The following is a 20,389-nucleotide window of genomic DNA, read 5'->3' on the forward strand; positions in this document are numbered from 1 at the left end:
CAGTGAACGAAGAATTACTTATCAATGTGGCGCCCATGGAAACCCGCGTAGCGCTGGTGGAAAACGGCGTGCTGCAGGAAGTCTATCTGGAGCGCACTGCCAGCCGCGGTATTGTCGGCAATATCTATAAGGGCAAGGTGGTACGCGTGCTGCCAGGCATGCAGGCGGCGTTTGTGGATATCGGCCTGGAGCGGGCCGGTTTTATCCATGCTTCGGATATCGCCCCTCTGGATGAAGATGGTATGGAGTCCCGCGAGGGTGAGGTGGCGGATATTCGCGCGCTGGTCCGCGAGGGACAGTCGCTGGTGGTGCAGGTGGTGAAAGACCCGATTTCCAGCAAGGGCGCCCGCCTGACCACGCATCTTTCGGTTTCCGCCCGCTATCTGGTGTATATGCCCCAGACCCGCCATATCGGCATTTCCAACCGGATTGAAGACGAAAGTGAACGCGAGCGCCTGCGGGATCTGGTGGATCTGGCTTCAGCCAAACTCGCGGATGAAGGGCTTAAGGGTGACGGTGGCTTTATCCTGCGCACCGTGGCGGAGGGAGTGAGCGAGGAAGAGCTGCTGCGGGATATCCCGTTTCTATACAAGTTGTGGCTTGAGCTGGAACAGCGCATCAAATCCGAGAAAGAGCCGGCGATCATCTACGAAGACCTGCCACTGTTTATGCGCGCGCTGCGGGATCTCGCGCGTCCGCACACCGAGAAGATCCGTATCGACTCCCGCGAGGCCCACGCCCGCGCGGCCAAGTTCACCAGCAAGTACGCATCGGAAATAGCCCCCAGGATCGAACACTACCCCGGCGAGCGCCCACTTTTCGACCTGTACGGTGTCGAGGAGGAGATTCGCAAGGCGCTGCAGAACAAGGTTACCCTCAAGTCTGGTGGCTATCTGATCGTCGAGCAGACCGAAGCGATGAGCACCATCGACGTCAACACGGGCGCGTTTGTCGGTCACCGCAACCTCGAAGAAACCATCTTCAAAACCAATCTGGAAGCGGCCACCGCCATCGCCCGCCAGCTGCGCCTGCGCAACCTGGGTGGAATCATCATCATCGACTTTATCGATATGCTGGACACCGAGCATCAGCGTCAGGTTCTGCGCACCCTGGAAAAAGCACTGGAGCGTGACCACGCCAAGAGCAGTATCACCGGTGTGTCCGAGCTGGGGCTGGTGGAAATGACCCGCAAACGCACCCGCGAGTCCCTCGGCCAGATGCTGTGCGAACCGTGTTCGGTATGTGCCGGTCGCGGCACGTTGAAGACGGCAGAAACGGTATGTTATGAAATTTTCCGCGAGATCATCCGCGAGGCCCGCGCCTACGACAGCGAAAAAATCATGGTGTTGGCGAGCCAGGTAGTGATTGATTTGCTGCTGGACGAGGAGTCCGCCAATGTGGCGGACCTGGAAGAATTTATCGCGCGCCCGATCCAGTTTCAGGTAGAGCCCATCTACAACCAGGAGCAGTACGACATTGTACTGGTGTGAGTTCAACGCTGGCGCCACTTGCGGCGGCCACAGCCTGTGCCATTGCGGTCGCGGGAGGCTCTCCTGATGCTGTGGTTGCGCTGGTTCGCCCGCAAGTTCTGGTTGCTGGTGGTGGTGGTGGTGATCTCTCTGGCCATTCTGGTGCAGACCGGTCGCATCCTGTCGCCCCAGGTGGGCAAGTACAGCCCGGAAATCGGCCGCTGGTTCTCCGCGCGCCTTGGTGCTCCGGTGCAACTCGAACACATCTCCCTGCGCTGGAAGGCGCTCGAGGTGGCGCTGCAGATCGACGGCCTGAAAATTGGTGCCGAGGGGCAGGTGCGGCTGGAGCGAGGCCTGTTTCACCTGGACCTGCTGTCGACCATCTGGAACCGGGAACTGATCTGGAAGAATCTGGAAGTTGACGGGTTCTCCGCACAGCTGCAGCAGCACGCCGAGGGTGGCTGGCAGGTGCAGGGTTTCCCTCTGGTGGCTAGCGCTCCGGACAGCGATGTAGAAGTCGGGGAGGGCGGGCTGCGTCTGGGTGATCCGGCACGGATCTTCCAGCTGGGGCCAAAGGTGCTGGTGCGCGATGCGAGTATTGGCCTGGCCCTGGCCGGTGGCCAGTCTGCGAATCTGGACCTGCGTGAGATACAGCTTGAGAACAGCGGCAACTTTCACCGCCTGGTGGCGCGTGCTTACGTTACCGGCGCCATGGAGAGCTTGCACAGCGGTGAGGAAAGCCTGCATCTGGTACTGGAGGGCCACGGCAACCCCCGCAACAGCGAAGACTTTTCCCTCAAGGGCTATGTGCAGCTGAACGAGTTGCTGGTGGATGCCGACCTTGTTGGACTGTTGCACCAGCTGTCGCCTCTGCCGGAAAAGCTCTACTGGCCGGGGCGCAAGCTCGCCGGCGGTCGCCTCTGGCTCAGCTCGGACGCCCAAAATGGCTACAGCCTGCGCGGAGACCTCAGCCTTGCGCAGATGCCCGAAGCCGGAGGCGATCCCGCGGCAACGGGCCAGACGCAAAAGAGTGGTGCACTGGAAACCCTGAATGCCCTGTCCAGCAATATTTCCGGACGCTGGCGCCCGGGGGACTCCTGGGAGCTGGTACTGCAGGAGCTGGGGCTCAACTGGCAGCAACTGGAAGTCCCTGAGGTCAATCTGCAGGCCAGCGGTGACGAGTACGGCAACCTGCAGCTCGCGGTGGATCAGATCGAGTTGCAGGCCTGGCACCGGGTGCTCCGCGTACTGGAGCTGATACCCGAAAAAGCCGACGAGTGGCTCAACGCCCTGGAACCCACGGGCGAATTGCAGAATGTGCGCCTCGCACGCACTGACGGTGAACTTACCGTGGCCGCCAACCTGCACGATGTGGTGGCGGGGGCACATCGCGGCGCCCCGGCGGTTACCGGCGTGAATGGCTATGTGTCGATGAATGGTCGCGGCGGCCGTGTGGAGCTTGCAAGTGGCACCGGCTTCAGTGCGCACTTCCCGCAGTTGTACGAGGCCCCGTTTGCATTCGGTGCGGCCCGCGGCACGGTGGCCTGGGATATTGATCGCGAACACAACACCGTTTCCATTTACTCGGGACCGATTTTGCTGGACTCGGCCGCAGATCCCGAGACAGGTGCGATACCTGCTGCCGGTGCGTTTCGCGGCCAGTTCCTGCTGCAGATTCCGCTTAAGCCGCACACCCGCGCTGCCGATTTCACCCTCGCGCTGGGGTTGCGCAATGTAGCGGTGGAGGAACAGCGCAACCTTGTGCCCACTGTGGTGAGCGATGACCTGCGTAAGTGGCTGAACCAGAGTGTGGGCAAACACAACGACGGGCGTATACCGACCGCCGGGTTTATCTACCGTGGATACAGCTATCGGGAAGGGGACGACGAGGACTTACTGGCGCTTGGCCAGCACGATTTCCGCCACACCATGCAGTTGCAGGCCGATATCCGCGACAGCAGTCTCGAGTACGCGCCGGATTGGCCAGCGGCGGAAGATGTCGACGGGCATCTGACCATCAATGATCACGATGTACTTGTGGTGGCCCCCAAGGCGCGGCTGTGGAATGTGGATGGAGCGAATGTCTCTGTCCACCTGTCCCCTGAGTCCGGCGGGTCCCGGCTGGACGTGCGTGCGGAGCTCGCGGGCCCCGCCGCCGATGGACTGAAAATCCTGCGGGAATCTCCCCTGCGCGAGCAGCTGGGCAGTGCCTTTGATGACTGGTCACTTGACGGTGCCATGCGGGGCACCTTGCAACTCAGCCAGCCGTTGGGCGGTGCGGAATTCGAGCCCAGCCAGCAGATCGACCTGGAACTGTCCGGGGGCAGCCTTTCCCTGCAGAACCTCAAGCTGAACATCGAGCAACTGGCCGGCAACGTGCGTTTCCACAGCCGCGACGGCCTCAAGGGTTCCAGTTTCCGCGGCCGTTTATGGGGTAAGCCGCTGCGGGCCAACATCCAGCACCTGGGCGCTGGCGATACGCGTGATACCCAGGTAGTGGTACGCGGCGAGGCGGTGACCGAGAGTATCGGTGAATGGAGTGGGCGGCCGGAATTACAGTGGCTGGATGGTGCTCTGGATTACACCGCACGCGTCACCATTCCGGCTAAAGCCAAGGAAAAACCCTATGCGGCAGTGCTGGAATTGTCTTCCGACCTGGAGCAGGTGGCCGTAAACCTGCCCGCGCCGCTGGGAAAGCCCGCTGGCGAGAAATCCCGCTTTGTCCTGCGGGTGCCCATTGGCGATGAGGGTAATCTCTACCATCTCAGTTACGGTGAGCACTTGCAGGGGCAGATATGGCAGGTCGGCGGGCAGCTGGAGCGGGCGTCGATAGCGTTGAACGCACAGGCTAAACTGCCGAAATCTCCGGGAATCTCTGTTATTGGCGACCTGCCAGTGGTGGATCTGCAGCCGTGGAAAAAGGCACTGGCCATCTACACCGATAGTCCGGGTCCAAAAAGCCAGCCCGCCGCTCAAACTGCCTTGTCAGACGCAGACAAAACCGTTTCGGACAGCGCGGGCGATGGCCAGACCGGTGAGGGCGATTCGCCACTGCCGATCTCCCTCGATCTCAGTACTGACCTGTTGCAGGTTTCCGAAACCACCAGGATCGAGAATATTCATATGCGCGGGCGCGGTCTGGGAGCGGACTGGCAACTGGACTTCGACAGCGAGACTGCGGCCGGCGAGCTCGTCGGTACACTCAACTCGGCGACACCGCTGCAGCTGAAGCTGGCTCACCTGCGGCTGCCTGCGCTGACGCCGAAAGCGCAGGCAGAGGAGGTGGCAGAAGAAAGTGATGAAAATACAGGCTCGCTCGCTGCCCGGCTTAAGGACCGCTGGAAAGGTTTTGACTTTACCAGTCTGCCCAGTGTGGACTTCAGCACCGAAAACTTGTGGCTGGGCGAGGAACCCATGGGGCCCTGGTCATTCGAGCTGCGGCCTTCTGCAGAGCGCCTGGTGGTGAGTGAAATCGAGGGAACCATGCGTGGTATCCGCATCGAAAGCCGCGGGAAAGGAGAAAACCGTCTGGGCGCACAGTTGATGTGGATGCGCGATGATCAAGGTCGCGAGTCTTCACAGTTTATCGGCCGCCTCAGTGGCGACAACCTCGGGCACGTACTGCAGGCCTGGGGGCAGGAAGCCGCAATCGAAAGCCGCAGTGCAGTATTTGATACCGCGCTGCGCTGGCAGGGTTCACCGGCAATGATGAGCGCCAACAGTCTGAATGGCGAGATCCGGATCGATATCCGCAATGGCCGTTTTATGCGTGCCAGTGACAACGCCGGGACTTCGCTATTGCGCCTGCTTTCGCTGTTCAATTTCGATACCTGGGCGCGGCGCCTTCGCCTGGATTTCTCCGATCTGGTGCAGAGCGGCCTGACTTTTGACCGTGTGCATGGCGAAGTATATTTCGAGGGGGACGGAGAGCTGCTGATCGCGGTTCCGATCCAGGTGGAAGGCCCCACCAGCGAGCTGCAGATGGCGGGTCGCGTGAACCTTCAGCGCGAAGACCTCAACCTGACCCTCGTGGCAACGCTGCCGGTTGGCAACAACCTGGCTTTCGTGGCCGCGCTGGCGGGGGGGCTGCCCGCGGCGGCGGGGGTCTACCTGATCAGTAAGGTGTTCAAGAAGCAGGTGGACCGGGTGGCCAGTGTGAGTTATCGCATCAGCGGTGAGTGGTCGGATCCGAAAGTGCGATTTGACAAGCTGTTTGACGATGGTGCCGCCGGCCGAGAAGGGCAGAGCGCCGTGGCCCAGAGTAAAAAGGAAAAGGCCGCAGGCCGCGATACTCAATCAGCGGAATCCGCCGGTGTGGAAATACCTGCGCAACGCGCGGGTGACGTGCCAGCGGATCTGCCTGCAGACACCTCCCGCCAGGCGCCACCGAAGCCGATGCCATATGGGGCTGGTTGAATTCGCCGATCAATGGTTGCAAAAACCGAATAATTATTCGATATTGACACGCTAACTAACAAATAATAACAGCAACCCAACAATAAACTCACTATCAGAGGTGCGTCGCCAATGTCTGAGGTGGTCTCTTTGGCCGGTATCCCGTTCAACCGCTTTACACTGTTCAAAATTTTCAAGTACACCGTCTACTGCCTGCTGACGTACAACGTCTATGCCTTTTTCCTGGAAAACCAGGCGGCCGCGGGGACAGTGTTCGCCGACGGCGTCAGCTTCGGGAAAATCATCGAGGCCTACAACGATTCCATCGATACCCTGGCGTGGGTGTTGTTGCTGCTGGTGTTCGAGCTGGAAACCTGGGTCTTGTCCGACGAAAAGATCAAAGGTGGCACCAAGTGGTTGCTGAACGCGGTGTCGGCGTTCTGTTATGTCTTCATCGTGTATTCGTTTTACGGCTACGTCTCGGAGATGGTGTCGCTGACGCACCTGCTGCCGGTGACGGGCAGCGCCTGTGACCTGGCGTCGAACGGTGGTTGGTCGATGGTCCTGGAACAGGACGATTATACGGCGCTGACCGCGGCCAATTGCGGATCACTGGCGGACGTGCATTTACTGCGCTTGGCGGATGCTCAGGTGTTGGGAGACGCGGCGATCTGGCGGGAGATCCAGTGGCTGGCGTGGGTGGATGTAATCAATGCCGGTGCCTGGCTGTTGGTGGTGGCTATTCTGGCGTTCGATGTGTGGCTGCAACTGCGTCACCAGCTGTCCGACGCCATCATGCGCTATTCCCAGGTCATCAAAGGCCTGCTGTATTTCACCCTGCTGCTGTGCGCCATCTACTGGGGCATCAACGGCAGCTTCCTGGATTTCTGGGACGCTTTCCTGTGGCTGGTAGCCTTCTTCTTTATCGAATTGAACCTGTTCGAGTGGCAGGCTGAGACGAGCGCTGAGTAGGCCTTCTGCCAAGTCCTTCCTTGCAAGAGGAACTCCGATTCGAGCCCGGTGGCGGTACCGCTGCCGGGTATAGTTTCGTGAGACACGCCGTGAACCCATCCCTGGGGGCTCTTTTAAAACACCACTGTTTTAGAAGGTCTCACGAAACGATACCCGGCATCGGCACCTTCAATTTTTGCTTTAACACTTCGAATAGATATCAGGCGTTTGGTGCTTAATCGCTACGACTGGTGACTTCCAGCAGGTGATAACCGAACTGGGTTTTCACCGGACCGTGCACCTTGTTCAGCTCATCGTTGAAAACCACCTTGTCGAATTCCGGAACCATCTGACCCTGGCTGAACTCACCCAGGTCACCACCATTGCGGCCCGAGGGGCACTTGGAATATTGCTGGGCAATTTTTCCGAAATCAGCGCCATCTTCAATCTGCTTTTTCAGATCCTGACACTGGGCTTCGCTTTCCACGAGGATGTGGCGGGCTGTTGCTCTTGGCACGGGCGTCTCCATATTTATTGGCAATAAACAAATTCTTGAGCGGCAAGCTTAGTGGGTTATGAACTGGTGGGCCAGCCTGCAACGGTGTTCAGGTTTCACAAATAAATGCAAAAATGTCGGGGTCATTGCCCGGACAATGCCGCAAAGGTATTGCACTTGTTCACGTCACCCGTCGTAAAGCCCTGGTTAAACCAGTACGCGCGTTGTTCCGCGCTGCCGTGGGTGAAGGCGTCCGGTGATACCGCGCGGCCGGCGCGGCGTTGCAGGTGGTCGTCGCCGACCGCTGCAGCGGCACGGAGGCCTTCTTCTATGTCACCGGGTTCCAGCATATTGCGGTCGCGGTGGGCGTAAAATGCCCACACGCCGGCGAAGCAATCCGCCTGCAGCTCCAGCATGACCGACAAGCGGTTGGACGTTACCTTGTCCGCACGCATACGCGCCTGCTGTATCTTTTCCGAGGTGCCCATCAGGTTCTGTACATGGTGACCAACCTCATGGGCGATCACATAGGCAAATGCAAAGTCACCCGGCGCTCCAAGCTTCTTGAGTTCGTTCATAAAGCTCAGGTCGAGATATACCTTCTGGTCGCCGGGGCAATAAAACGGGCCAACCGCGGCGGAACTCAGGCCGCAGGCGGAGCGCACCGCATCGTTGTACAGCACCAGCTTGGGTGGGCCGTATTGGGAGCCTGCCTGCTGGAATAAGTTGCCCCAGGTATCCTCGGTATCCGCCAGCACCACAGAGACAAACTGCGCCACTTCGTCGTTAGCGCCCGCACCTGCGGTCCCCGGCCCTGTCTGCGCATCGGGACCAGCGCTGGGAGACTCCGTACCCGGCATCCCGCTAAAAAGGTTGCCGCCGAAATAGTAGATGGCGCCGAGCGCCAGCAGGATTAGCCAGCCCTTCTTGCTGCGCAGTAAAAAGGGCGCGAGGGCAAGCAAGTTGCCCAGCCCGCCCATGCCGCCACCACCGGGCGCTTTTTCCCCACGGCGATCTTCCACATTCGAACTTCTACGACCCTGGCGCCAGCGCATCGGACTACCTCTCGATTCACATCCGCGTATTGCTTTCAGCATAGAACAGATGGCGCAATTTTTTGTTTGATACGCGGTAGATTATCCTTGGTGGCGGGATACCGATGGTATCTTTGTCGCTTACCCAACCAACAAGTGAGCCGAAACCTTGTCGTTGATACCTCTATTTCCTCTGAACATGGCGCTGTTTCCCGGTGTAACGCTGCCGTTACGGATATTTGAACAGCGCTACCTGCGCCTGGTTACCGAGTCACTGAAGACCGACACTGGCTTTGGTGTGGCGTTGATTCGCAATGGCCGGGAAGTCGGGCAGGCCGAAGTGTGGCCGCTGGGGCTGTATGTACGCATTGTGGACTGGAGTCAGGGCGAGGAGGGGTTGCTGCATATCGATGTGGCTGGTGAGTCCCGCTTCCGCGTGCTGGAAACCTTTCCTGAGGAAGATGGGTTGTTGATGGCGGAAGTGGAATGGTTGCCCGAGGAGGAGTCGCACCCGGTGCCGGAGAGTTGCGATGGCCTGCTGGCGATATTGAACGAACTCAAACAGCACGCCGCCACCCTGGCGCTGAAATTCGAACCGGTAGAAACCGCCGAAGCGCTGTCCTGGCAGCTGGCCCAGCTGCTGCCTCTGGAAGATGCCGCGCGGGTGGAGCTACTGGCCAGTCACGACCCTCTGGAGCGGCTGGCGAGCATTGCCTCGAACCTGGACCGCTGGGCGAAAGAGTAGTCGCGCTACCGCGCCGCTGAACAATGCGACCGCTGGCAAATACGGTCGCCGATAAAAACGAGCACAACAAGAATAAATCGCTTTCTGGGGAAATATGGACAACTTTGTCTTACTCGGTGTGCTGCTGATCATCACGGTCATCGTCGGCGCATTTATGGGGATCTTTGCATTTGCCGAAGTCAGAAGCCTGCGGGTGGAGGTGCGTCGCCTGCGCGCGATGATGGAAGGGGGGCAGGGCAGTGAGCGCAAAGACAGTTACGCAGCGCCGGCCAGTGTATCTACTGTGGTGCAGAAGCCTGACGAAATAGAGTCGCCTGAAGAGGCGGGCAAAACTGCTGCCCCCCATATTGCCTCCCATTCCACCACCCACTCCTCCGCTCAGAATGTACCCAGTGGCAAGCCGTCCGTGGCTGCGCGATACGCCTCGCGTCAGGTACAACAGTCCCGTGCTGCGGCGGCGCAATCTGTGCGCGGCAGAGCGGCGAGCCCGCAAGCGGTGGCCACTCGTGCTCTTTTCTGGACCCGATTGCAGGAAAACTGGATGGTGTGGCTGGGCGGCGCCTGCGTCGCTCTGGCGGGGGTTTTTCTCGCCCGCTATGGCATCGAGCAGGGGTTGCTGGGGCCGAAAGTGCGCGTGGCCATGGGGCTGGTTACTGCGGTGGCGCTGTATGTTGCCTCCGAGGTATTGCGCCGCAAAACCGGCAGCAGCCATCCCACCTTTGCTGCCCTCGCCGGTGGTGGCGCGATTACCGCGTTTGCCGCGGTACTGTCTGCGGTACACCTCTACCACCTGATGGCGCCGGGGCTCGCGTTCGGCCTGCTGGCAGTGGTCGCCATGATTACCATGTGGTTGGCGCGGCTGCACGGGCCGGTACTGGCGGCCATCGGCATGCTCGGCGCCTACTCGGTACCGGCGATGGTCTCCACCGGCAGCGGCAACGTGCTGGGCGCCATGATCTATGCGTTGATCATCAGTGTGTCGGTACTCTTTCTACTGCGGCATGTTTACCGCGCCTGGCTATGGCTCGGGCTGCTGGCGGGTGCATTGGCCTGGTGGCTGATCTCTCTGGTGGGGCACCAGGCCGACGACTGGCGCGGTGTTTACCTGGCGGTATTGGCGTACCTGTTGCTGGCGGTAGTGCCGGGCAACTGGTCACTGACAAAACCGGAAGACATAAGCGGGGAGGGCCGTGGGAACAGCCCGGCCGGCAAAATTGCCCCGCTGATCGTGCCCAGCCTGCTGGTTCTGGTCGCCGCTCAGTGCCTGTCAATCCTGCGTGAGGGTTTTCAGCCTGCGGTAATTTGGGCGTGGAGCCCTCTGGCCATCGTGGTGCTGGTAGCGGCGCGTCAGCGCGCCAGCCTCGCGCTGGTGCCCTGGACGCTTGTGGTCGGCCAGCTGGTTGCGTGGCTGGCTGTGCGACTCGACCATTGGGGGGAGCAGAATGTACGCCTGATACCGCTACCCGCAGAGCAGCAGGGGAGTTTCCTGTTGTACCTGCTGGTCACCGCTGCGCTGTTTGCAGGGTTTGCGCTGTTCAATTATCGCCGGGGGCTGGCGCGTTACTGGTGGGCTTCATTGGCGGTAATGGCACCATTGCTGACCCTGTTGACGGGTTATGTGCTGGCCGGGGACTACCTGCCGGTGTACTGGTGGTGCCTGTACGCCGCGGTATTCGGCGCGGTATGCATGTATCTGGGGAGTCGCGGTGCGCTGCACCAGTGGCACAAGGGCATGGTGGTGTGGCTGTTTATTGCAGCGCATTTCGCCTACAGCCTGGCGGTGTGCCTTTGGCTGGAGCAGGCCAGCCTTACCCTGGCGCTGGCTCTGCAAGCGGTTTCCCTGGCCTGGATAGTCCGGCGCTTTGAGGTGCCGGCACTGGGCTGGTTGCTGAAAGCAGTGCTGTTGCTGGTAGTTGTCCGCCTTACCCTGAACCCGTGGCTGCTTACCTACAGTGATGATTCGCACTGGTCCCTGTGGACCTACGGCGGTTCTGCGCTGTGCGCATGGGTTGCCGCGCGGATCCTGAGCCGCGCAGTGAATCACTCATACCAGCCGCTGGCGGTCTGGGCCGAGGCCGTGGCGTTGCACCTGCTGGTGCTCGCACTCTGGGCCGAGTGTCGCTACTGGCTGTATGGCGGCAATGCATTTGCCGCGGAATTCAGCTTTACCGAGGCGGTGATCAACATGTGGTTGTTCACTATGCTCGGACTGGTTTATTACCGCAAATCGCGGGTCTCCGACAGCTTCAGTCGCTGGTACGACGGCTACAGTCGCCTGCTGGTCGTGGCGGGGCTGGGAAATTACCTGGCGATCCTGTTTGCCACTGCCACCAGTGCACCCTGGGCGTGGCACGCCATTGGCGAGCGCCCGGTATTCAATATGCTGGTGCCAGCGTTTGCCGGCGCTGCACTGCTTGCAGCCGTGGTCAGCCGGTTTTATTTGCCCGGTGTGCGCAGGTTGGCGGCGCTGATTGCGGCGGTGGCCGCATTTGTCTGGGTGTCACTGGAGGTCCGGCACCTGTGGCAGGGCAGTATCCGGCTGGACACCCCGGCGGAGACCGGTGAGTTGTATACCTACTCCGCCGTCTGGTTGGCGCTGGCCGTGGCGGGGATCCTGCTCGGGAGCTGGCGCGGATGGCGCAGCTGCTATCAGGGCGGTATGGCGGTGCTGGCGCTGGTGATTGTAAAGCTGTTTCTGGTGGATATGTCAGGGCTTGAGGGGCTGCTGCGAGTGGCTTCTTTTATGGGAATGGGGCTGGCCCTGCTGGGAATCGCCTATCTTCATCAGAAACTCGGCGGGAAAAGCGCAGGTCAGGGCCAATAACTCGTATCTGCGGGCAATTTCAACGTGCGGTTGCGGTATACTGCGCGCCCATTTTACGGAGGGCTTTCCCGGTTGCGGGGAAGAGCCTGGGGATCGAGGGCGATCCCTGAGTTTTAGCGTGAATTGCATGGAGATCAGCAGTGAACAGTATCAGTGCCACCGAGGTCGAGCAGGATTCCACCGAAGCAAGCATGCAGGCAATGGGCCGCGCCGCCCGCGCTGCAGCCCGCCTGATGGCTCGCGCTGATACCGGCACCAAAAATGCTGCCCTCAAGGCCATTGCCGCCGAGCTGGATGCTCAGCGACCGCAGCTGGCGGCGGCCAACGCCAAAGACATGCAGAATGGCCGCGACAACGGGCTCGATGCGGCCCTGCTCGATCGCCTGGAGCTGACGGATGGGCGCATCGACGCCATGATCGAAGGGCTGAACCAGATTGCTGAGCTGCCCGATCCGGTCGGAGAGGTGAGTGATCTCAAATATCGACCCAGCGGTATTCAGGTGGGGAAAATGCGTGTGCCCCTGGGGGTGGTGGGAATCATTTACGAGTCCCGCCCCAATGTAACCATCGACGCCGCCAGCCTGTGCCTGAAGTCCGGTAACGCCACGATACTGCGCGGCGGCAGTGAAGCCCTGCATTCCAATGGCGCTATCGCCGCCTGTGTGGCGGCTGGCCTGAGGAAAGCCGGCCTGCCGGAAACCGCGGTACAGGTGGTGGGTACCACCGATCGCGCGGCGGTGGGGGCCCTGATTTCCATGCCGGAATATGTGGATGTGATCGTTCCCCGCGGCGGCAAAGGCCTGATCGAGCGCATCAGCCGTGAAGCGCGGGTGCCGGTGATCAAACACCTGGATGGCATCTGTCATGTCTACATCGACGACCGCGCAGATCCGGCCAAGGCGTTCAATATTGCGCTGAATGCCAAGACCCACCGCTACGGGGTATGCAACGCGATGGAGACCCTGCTGGTGGCCGAGGCCGTTGCCGCTGAGTTTCTACCGAAACTCGCGGCGGCCTATGTCGAGAAGGGGGTGGAGTTGCGCGGCTGCGACAAGACGCGCGCGATTCTCGCCGGAGCGCTGCCTGCGACGGAAGAAGACTGGGCCACCGAATACCTGGCACCGATACTGGCAATTGGGGTGGTGGCGGATATGGACGCGGCGATGGAGCATATTGCCTGTTACAGCTCCGGTCACACCGAGTCCATCGTGACAGAGGACTACACCCGCGCCCGCCGGTTTATGGCGGAAGTGGACTCCAGCTCCGTGATCGTGAACGCTTCCACCCGTTTCGCCGATGGCTTCGAATACGGCCTGGGCGCGGAGATCGGTATCAGTACCGACAAGATCCACGCTCGCGGCCCGGTAGGCCTTGAGGGGCTGACATCGCAGAAGTGGATCGTATTCGGGGACGGGCAGATCCGGGAATGAATTCTCCCTCGTCAGAGTCCCCGTCTTCGCGGAAGTGCCTGGCCTTATTTGGGGGCACTTTTAACCCGGTGCACTTTGGCCATCTGCGCATGGCTTTGGAACTGAAAGAATTGCTGGGCTTTGACGAGATGCGCCTGCTGCCCTCGCACCAGCCAGCGCACCGCGCAGAGCCCGGTGTCAGTGCCGGTGCCCGGCGAGACATGCTGGCGCTGGCGCTGGAACATTGCCCGGCGCTGCTGCTGGATGAGCGGGAGCTGCAGCGCGCAGGCCCCACCTATACCGTGGATACCCTGGAAGAACTGCGGGCGGAGCTCGGCAGCGAGGTTTCCATCAGCTTCTGCATGGGGCTGGATTCCCTGCTCGGTCTGCCCGGCTGGCACCGCTGGGAACGACTGATACAACTTGCCCATCTGGTGGTGGTTACTCGCCCCGGCTGGCAGATTCCCCGAGACGGAGAGGTGGCGGAATTACTGGCACGCCACCGCGCTGACGCGGCGGAACTGAAGCGGAAACCGGCCGGTTGTATTCTGCTGCGGGAACAGACGCTGCTGCCGATCTCGGCCACGGGAATTCGCAGCCTGATCGCGAGCGGCCGCTCACCGCAGTATTTACTGCCCGAGCGGGTGTTCGACTACATTCAAACTCATCAGCTCTACAAGAGCGAAAAACAATAGGAACCACGGTTCCTGATACAGGTGTTATGACTGATATCAAAACAATTGCGGTAAACGCACTGGAAGACCTCAAGGGCAAAGATATTGTCTCTCTCGACGTATCCGAACTCAGTGATGTGATGGATACCCTCATCATCTGCACCGGCACCTCCAACCGGCAGGTGAAATCCCTCGCCAATAATGTGGTGGAAGACGGCAAAGAAGCCGGGTTTCGCCCAATTGGCGTGGAAGGCATGGAGCAGGGTGAGTGGGTACTGGTCGACTACGGGGATGTGGTGGTGCATGTGATGCAGGCCGAGACCCGTGGCTTCTATGACCTGGAAAAGCTCTGGTCGATGACGCCAAATACCCGGGAAGATGCCGATGGCAGCGATCCTCACGAGCACTGACTGAAGTCAGCGACCAGTGAGCGACTGCCCGTGAAGGTCTGTTCCGTATGAAGATCCGTATCATCGCCGCCGGTGGCAAGATGCCCGCATGGGTGCAGGAGGGCTACAACGAGTACGCCAAGCGCCTGCCGCGGGAGCTGACACTGGAGCTGGTAGAGGTCCCGCTCGGCAACCGCGGCCAGAAAAACTCCGCCGCCCTGGTGGAGAAGGCCCGCCAGAAAGAGGGTGAGGCGATGCTGGCCGCGATCAATCCACGGGACCACGTGGTCGCGCTGGAGGTGAAAGGCAAGCCCTGGAGTACCGAGCAGCTGTCGCGGGAGCTTTCCGGCTGGCAGATGTCTGGCGACAACATGTGCCTGTTGATCGGCGGTCCCGATGGTCTGTCTCCGGACTGTGTGGCGCGGGCCAACCAGAAGTGGTCCTTGTCGGCGCTGACTCTGCCGCATCCGCTGGTGCGGGTGCTGCTGGCTGAGCAGCTGTACCGGGCGTGGACATTGCTGGCGGGGCATCCGTATCACAAATGAGCAATGTTGCTGAGCGCTCCTCTATTATTGTTCCCGGTTGAACTTTTCGGCGCCTGAATACTCCCAGACTGGTGGCGTGTGCTCGCTCCCTATGTGGGCCAGTGCAAACCAAAGACTCCGCAGGGAAGGCAAACTTGTGTACACTTCGTGGTCATTTTCGCGCCACTGATTAATCTGCTTCGACCACCATGTCAGAAAACCTGCGCTTTAAAGACCACCACACAGAACAGCGGCTGTTCCGCAACCGTATGCTGGTGGCGATATTCGGCGTGGTGGCGCTGCTCGGCGTGCTGGTAGCGCGCCTCTACAACCTTCAGGTAGTCAACTACGAGGACTACCGCACCCAGTCCGATCAAAACCGCATTCAGGTGCGCCCGGTGCCCCCCACGCGCGGGCTGATCTACGACCGCAATGGCGAGATGCTCGCGGACAACCGCGCGAGTTATACCCTCTCTGTCGTGCGAGAGCGGGTCAAGGACCTGGACGCCACCATCGAGCTGCTTGGCCATCTGGTACAGCTGGAAGACAGTGATGTGGAGAAATTCAATCGTCGCCTCCAGCGTCGTCGTCCATTTGAGCCCGTGCCCCTCCGCTACCGTTTGAGCGAGGAGGAAATCGCCCGTATTAGCGTCAATGAGTTCCACCTGCCCGGTGTGTCCGTGGAGGCGGAACTGGTCCGCTACTACCCGGAGAGTAAGCTGTTCGCTCACAGCGTGGGGTACGTGGGACGGATCAACGAACGCGAGCTGTCCAATTTTTCCGAAGAGGACGTGCGCCGCTACCGGGGCACCCAGAGTATCGGCAAGGTGGGGCTGGAACGCTCCTATGAGGACTTGTTGCTGGGGGAAGTCGGCTACGAAAATGTCGAGACCAACGCCCGTGGCCGGGTGTTGCGTGTGCTGGAACGCCACGACCCCAAGCCCGGTTCAGAGCTCACCCTGCACCTCGATACCCGCTTGCAGCAGGTAGCCACGGAAGCACTCGGTGACAACCGCGGCGCCGTAGTGGCCATCGACGTCAAGACCGGTGGTGTGCTGGCCTTCGTCAGCCAGCCTTCCTTCGATCCCAACCTGTTTGTGACCGGCATCAGTTTCAAGGACTACAGCGCACTGCGGGATTCGCTCGACGTGCCACTGTTCAACCGGGTGGTGCAGGGGCAGTACCCTCCCGGCTCTACCCTGAAACCGATGATGGGCCTCGGTGGACTCGCTGCCGGCGTTATCAGTGGGGAAACCGAAGTGGCGGATCCCGGGTATTACAAACTGCCGAATGACACGCGAATTTACCGCGACTGGAAGCGCTGGGGCCACGGCAAGCACATCGACCTGATTGAGGGGCTGGCGCAGAGTTGTGATGTTTTCTTCTGGGACATGGCGGCGCGCTGGAATATCGACGGCATGCATGATGTTGCCACCCGCTTCGGCCTCGGGGAAAAAACCGGAATCGACCTGCCGCGGGAATACCCCGGGTTGTTCCCGTCACGCGCGTGGAAGCGCGGTGCCCGTGGGGTGCCGTGGTTTCCGGGGGACAGTCTGAACGCGGTACTGGGACAGGGATTTGTACTGGCTACGCCACTACAGCTGGCCGTGATGACCGCCACCATCGCCAACCGGGGCACCCATTACCGTCCACAGATGGTGATGGCCATCGACGGCGTGGAGCAGCCTCCGGAAGTGCTGCACCACGTAGACGCGCGCCCGGAGCACTGGGACCTGGTGTTCGAGGGTATGGAAGCGGTGGTGTACAGTGCCCACGGTACCGGTAAGAAAGCCGGCGCAGGGCTTGATTTCAAAGTCGCGGGTAAATCCGGGACCGCCCAGGTTGTCGGCATTGCCCAGGGGGAGAAATACGACTCCGAGGCGCTGAAAGAGCGCCACCGGGACCACGCCCTGTTTGTGGCTTTCGCACCGGTGGATGACCCGCAAATCGCGGTGTCGGTGCTGGTGGAGAATGGCGAGGGTGGCGGTCGTGTGGCCGCGCCGGTAGCGCGCGAAGTATTCTTTGACTGGATGTCGCGGCCGCTGGAAAACACCGCCAGCCTGCAATCCTGGCGCCCACCCATGGCGGTTACTGGTTCCGCATACGTACAGGAGGCTCACATCCGTGGCTAGTCGCGATTACATGCACCGGCTGCCGGATGCCGGCAGTAGTCTGCGCCGGCCGGAGAGTCTCTCTCGTCGCTGGCATATCGATCTTCCGCTGCTGTTGCTGCTGATGGTACTGGCGGGGGTTGGCCTGGTGGTGCTTTACAGTGCTTCCGGCGAAGAGGTCCATTACGTCAAGCGTCAGGCCGTGTTTATGGGGTTGGCGTTTGTGGGTATGTTGATAGCCGCGCAGATTCCCCTGGAGTTCTACCGGCGCTGGTCGCCATGGTTTTATCTCGCCGGCTGCTGCCTGCTGGTGGCCGTACTGTTTTTTGGTGTGGGCGCCAAGGGCGCGCAGCGCTGGCTGCAGATCGGAGGTTTTCGCTTCCAGCCATCGGAGGCGCTCAAACTTGCCGTTCCGATTGCCGTGGCGGCCTATCTCCACAAGCGCAGCCTGCCACCGTCATTGGTCACGGTCATTGGCACGCTGGTGATTATCGGTATCCCCGCGGCGCTGATTGTGCGCCAGCCGGATCTCGGCACCTCGATCCTGATTGCCGCGTCGGGCGTTTTCGCGCTGTACCTGTCGGGGCTCAGCTGGAAAATGATCGGTAGCGCACTGGTTATGGCGCTGATGGCTGCCTGGCCAATGTGGATGTGGGGACTGCGGGACTACCAGAAGCAGCGCATCCTCACCCTGTTCAACCCGGATGCGGACCGACTGGGCGCAGGGTGGAATATCTTCCAGTCGAAGGCCGCCATCGGCTCTGGCGGCTGGGATGGCAAAGGGTATATGCAGGGTACCCAGTCACAGCTGGATTTTCTGCCGGAGAGCCATACGGATTTCATCATTGCGGTACTGGCGGAAGAGTGGGGCATGCGCGGTGCGTTGATCCTGCTGGCCCTGTATCTGTTGATCATTGCCCGGGGCATCTATATTAGTTTCATGGCCCAGCATGTATTCGGACGTCTGTTGGCGGGTAGTATCACGCTGACGTTCTTCGTATACGTGTTTGTAAATATCGGAATGGTGACTGGCCTGTTGCCGGTGGTTGGTGTGCCACTGCCGCTGGTGAGCCACGGTGGCACCTCGGTGATTACCCTGATGGCCGGGTTCGGTATTCTGATGGCGGTCAGTACGGAAAGACGAAGGGTACTTTTTTAGTGGCTGTTAGTGGCTGATTGTGAGGCGGTTCAGGCTGGCTTCACTTTTTCCCGTGTATCGTGCCACTTTTTGGCGCGTTTGTAGTCACAACAGCAGATCGAATTTAATAACTGAAAAAGTAGTTGGAAGTACTCTATGAGCACAGGAGCGGTTGTTTTGAAGTGGACCACAGGATTGTTGGCAGGTTTGGGACTGGTTCTCAGCGCCTGTGCGCAAGAGCAGGGGCACGGGGAAAATGCCCAGGCCAAGGCCTTTGTGGATTACATGGTGGCCGAGCACAACTTCAACCGCGATGAGCTGCTCCTGTTAATGAAAGACGCCAAGCGCAAGGATGCGATCCTCAAGGCGATCAAGCGCCCGGCGGAAAAAGCCAAGCCGTGGCACGAATACCGTAAGATCTTCATTACCAATGCGCGCATCACCGGCGGTGTCGATTTCTGGGACAAGAACGCAGAGGCACTCAAGGCCGCGGAAGAGAAGTACGGCGTGCCGGCGGAAATGATCGTGGCCATCATCGGCGTGGAAACCCGCTATGGCGGTACTATGGGGAGCTATCGGGTACTCGATGCACTGGCTACGCTCGCGTTCGATTACCCGCGCCGCTCCAAGTTTTTCACCAAAGAGCTGGAAAATTACCTGCTGCTGACCCGCGATCAAAACATTGACCCCACCACGTTGAAAGGCTCTTATGCCGGCGCTATGGGCTTCGGTCAGTTCATGCCCTCCAGCTACCGGCACTACGCAGTGGACTTTAACGGCGATGGCCGGGTAGATATCTGGACTGATACCGAAGACGCTATTGGCAGTGTCGCCAACTATTTTGTCGAGCACGGCTGGAAACGGGGCGAGCCGATTAGCGTTATCACGCAGCCGTTGCCCAATGCCGATATGACCATCGTCAATGACGACCTCAATCCCAAGTGGACGGTCGGTGAGCTGGAAGCGAAAGGCTTCCCCACCACGGCCCAGGTCACCAAGGATATGCCCGCCAATGTGTTTTCCCTGGATACGCGGGACGGTGAGCAGTTCTGGATCGGTTTGAATAATTTCTACACAATTACCCGCTATAACCACAGCCGTCTGTACGCCATGGCGGTATACGAGCTGGCCCAGGAAATCATCAAGGCGCGGGGCGGACGCTCCTGACATATCAGGGGCCGTAAACATATAAAGCAATTTCGAGTGCCGGGCGCATTCAATGCCTCCGGTCTTTATTACGCATAGCAAGTACGATAAATCGCGGTAGCGGGCGCTGTTTGACCTGCTCCGGGGGGAAGTCATGAAAACCAGAAAAATAGCGGGTAAAACCGCGGATTTTATTCGCCTGGGTGCCGCCTGCACGCTGGCAGTACTCAGTGCCTGTAGCACTGTCCCCCTGCAGGACCCGGGGAAAGCGAAGGTTGAACCGGATGAGGTTCCGTTTGACCAGGTTCGTGACAAAGGCCCGGACGTTCCCGTGGACATGTTGGCGACGCCCGAAGTCACCCCGGTGCGCGAACCGATCGGTGTTGCCGGCAACAAATCCCCCTACGTGGTCAACGGCGTTAGGTATCGTGTATTAAAAGGGGTAAAGGGCTACAGTGAGCGCGGCCACGCGTCCTGGTACGGCACCAAGTTTCACGGCCGCAAAACCGCCAACGGCGAGGTTTACAATATGTACGCCCTGTCCGCGGCGCATAAAACCCTGCCTCTGCCCAGTTATGCAAAAGTCACCAATCTGGACAACGGCCGCAGTATCATCGTGCGCGTAAACGATCGCGGTCCTTTTGTGCCTGGGCGAATCATCGACCTGAGCTACACCGCAGCGCAGAAACTCGGTTATATCGACAAGGGCGTGGCCCGTGTAGAAGTTGTTGCGCTGGACCCGGAAACCCTGCCCAGTGCCACTGAAAGCCTGGCGGTGGAAAAAGACGCCGCAGCACGCAAGGGGCTACCAGAAGATGCCAGCTTCAAATTGCCGGAAAATACCTTTTTGCAGGTGGGCGCGTACAGCTCCGCCTCTCAGGCAGAAGAGATTCGTGGCCAGCTTGCCGCTGCATTCGGCTATCCTGTATCCGTCAGCCCGGTTAACCGTGATGGGAACATGCTTTACCGGGTGCGTATCGGACCCATCGCCCAGCAGCGGGCACTGGCCGCATTGCGGGAATCTGTTGAGGAACAGAATTTCGGCCAGCCCCAGGTGGTAGTTGATTGATTGACTGCCGCGCAG

General features: G+C 60.1%; 15 protein-coding genes. 13 read left to right on the forward strand and 2 right to left on the reverse strand.

Annotated elements, in window-relative coordinates; genetic code table 11:
• Window positions 1–2 precede the first annotated feature (2 nt).
• The 3 genes from rng to GTQ55_RS05105 all read left to right on the forward strand — a co-directional run bounded on the left by rng (window position 3) and on the right by GTQ55_RS05105 (window position 6,836).
• The gene (rng, locus tag GTQ55_RS05095) at window positions 3–1,490 is read left to right on the forward strand and encodes a ribonuclease G (RefSeq protein WP_161857763.1); all 1,488 of its coding nucleotides are present in this window, start codon (window positions 3–5) and stop codon (window positions 1,488–1,490) included.
• Window positions 1,491–1,556: 66 nt separating this feature from the next.
• Entirely contained in the window at window positions 1,557–5,885 is a 4,329-nt protein-coding gene (locus GTQ55_RS05100; RefSeq protein WP_161857764.1) for a YhdP family protein, read from the forward strand.
• 111 nt (window positions 5,886–5,996) lie between these two features.
• The gene (locus GTQ55_RS05105; RefSeq protein ID WP_161857765.1) at window positions 5,997–6,836 is read left to right on the forward strand and encodes a hypothetical protein; all 840 of its coding nucleotides are present in this window, start codon (window positions 5,997–5,999) and stop codon (window positions 6,834–6,836) included.
• Window positions 6,837–7,050: 214 nt separating this feature from the next.
• Here GTQ55_RS05105 and GTQ55_RS05110 read toward each other — a convergent pair whose 3' ends face one another.
• Both GTQ55_RS05110 and ypfJ read right to left on the reverse strand, forming a co-directional pair.
• The gene (locus tag GTQ55_RS05110; RefSeq protein WP_161857766.1) at window positions 7,051–7,332 is read right to left on the reverse strand and encodes a peptidylprolyl isomerase; all 282 of its coding nucleotides are present in this window, start codon (window positions 7,330–7,332) and stop codon (window positions 7,051–7,053) included.
• Window positions 7,333–7,454: 122 nt separating this feature from the next.
• A complete protein-coding gene (ypfJ, locus tag GTQ55_RS05115) occupies window positions 7,455–8,366 on the reverse strand; it encodes a KPN_02809 family neutral zinc metallopeptidase (RefSeq protein WP_161857767.1) in 912 nt (303 codons plus the stop codon).
• 148 nt (window positions 8,367–8,514) lie between these two features.
• On the opposite strand from ypfJ, the gene GTQ55_RS05120 reads away from it, so the two are divergent.
• From GTQ55_RS05120 to GTQ55_RS05165, 10 genes are all read left to right on the forward strand, one after another.
• Window positions 8,515–9,090: an LON peptidase substrate-binding domain-containing protein gene (locus tag GTQ55_RS05120; protein WP_161857768.1), complete on the forward strand. Its 576-nt coding sequence runs from the start codon at window positions 8,515–8,517 to the stop codon at window positions 9,088–9,090.
• Between the two features lie 94 nt (window positions 9,091–9,184).
• A complete protein-coding gene (locus tag GTQ55_RS05125) occupies window positions 9,185–11,914 on the forward strand; it encodes a DUF2339 domain-containing protein (protein WP_161857769.1) in 2,730 nt (909 codons plus the stop codon).
• Between the two features lie 191 nt (window positions 11,915–12,105).
• Window positions 12,106–13,344, forward strand: coding sequence for a glutamate-5-semialdehyde dehydrogenase (locus GTQ55_RS05130; RefSeq protein WP_221296352.1), 1,239 nt, complete (start codon window positions 12,106–12,108; stop codon window positions 13,342–13,344).
• Window positions 13,345–13,433: 89 nt separating this feature from the next.
• A complete protein-coding gene (gene nadD / locus GTQ55_RS05135) occupies window positions 13,434–14,018 on the forward strand; it encodes a nicotinate-nucleotide adenylyltransferase (protein WP_237567832.1) in 585 nt (194 codons plus the stop codon).
• Window positions 14,019–14,044: 26 nt separating this feature from the next.
• The gene (rsfS, locus tag GTQ55_RS05140; RefSeq protein ID WP_161857772.1) at window positions 14,045–14,407 is read left to right on the forward strand and encodes a ribosome silencing factor; all 363 of its coding nucleotides are present in this window, start codon (window positions 14,045–14,047) and stop codon (window positions 14,405–14,407) included.
• Window positions 14,408–14,454: 47 nt separating this feature from the next.
• Window positions 14,455–14,931: a 23S rRNA (pseudouridine(1915)-N(3))-methyltransferase RlmH gene (gene rlmH / locus GTQ55_RS05145; protein ID WP_161857773.1), complete on the forward strand. Its 477-nt coding sequence runs from the start codon at window positions 14,455–14,457 to the stop codon at window positions 14,929–14,931.
• 188 nt (window positions 14,932–15,119) lie between these two features.
• A complete protein-coding gene (gene mrdA, locus GTQ55_RS05150; RefSeq protein ID WP_161857774.1) occupies window positions 15,120–17,042 on the forward strand; it encodes a penicillin-binding protein 2 in 1,923 nt (640 codons plus the stop codon).
• On the forward strand, window positions 17,035–18,180 hold the full coding sequence (gene rodA, locus GTQ55_RS05155; protein ID WP_237567833.1) for a rod shape-determining protein RodA: 1,146 nt from the start codon (window positions 17,035–17,037) through the stop codon (window positions 18,178–18,180). Before mrdA ends, rodA begins: the two co-directional genes overlap by 8 nt.
• Before the next feature lie 156 nt (window positions 18,181–18,336).
• On the forward strand, window positions 18,337–19,326 hold the full coding sequence (mltB, locus tag GTQ55_RS05160) for a lytic murein transglycosylase B (RefSeq protein WP_161857775.1): 990 nt from the start codon (window positions 18,337–18,339) through the stop codon (window positions 19,324–19,326).
• Window positions 19,327–19,459: 133 nt separating this feature from the next.
• Window positions 19,460–20,374, forward strand: a complete 915-nt coding sequence (locus tag GTQ55_RS05165) for a septal ring lytic transglycosylase RlpA family protein (RefSeq protein ID WP_161857776.1) — start codon at window positions 19,460–19,462, stop codon at window positions 20,372–20,374.
• Window positions 20,375–20,389: the final 15 nt, after the last annotated feature.

Origin of the sequence: Microbulbifer hydrolyticus (assembly GCF_009931115.1) — a bacterium.
Classification (GTDB): Bacteria; Pseudomonadota; Gammaproteobacteria; order Pseudomonadales; family Cellvibrionaceae; genus Microbulbifer; species Microbulbifer hydrolyticus.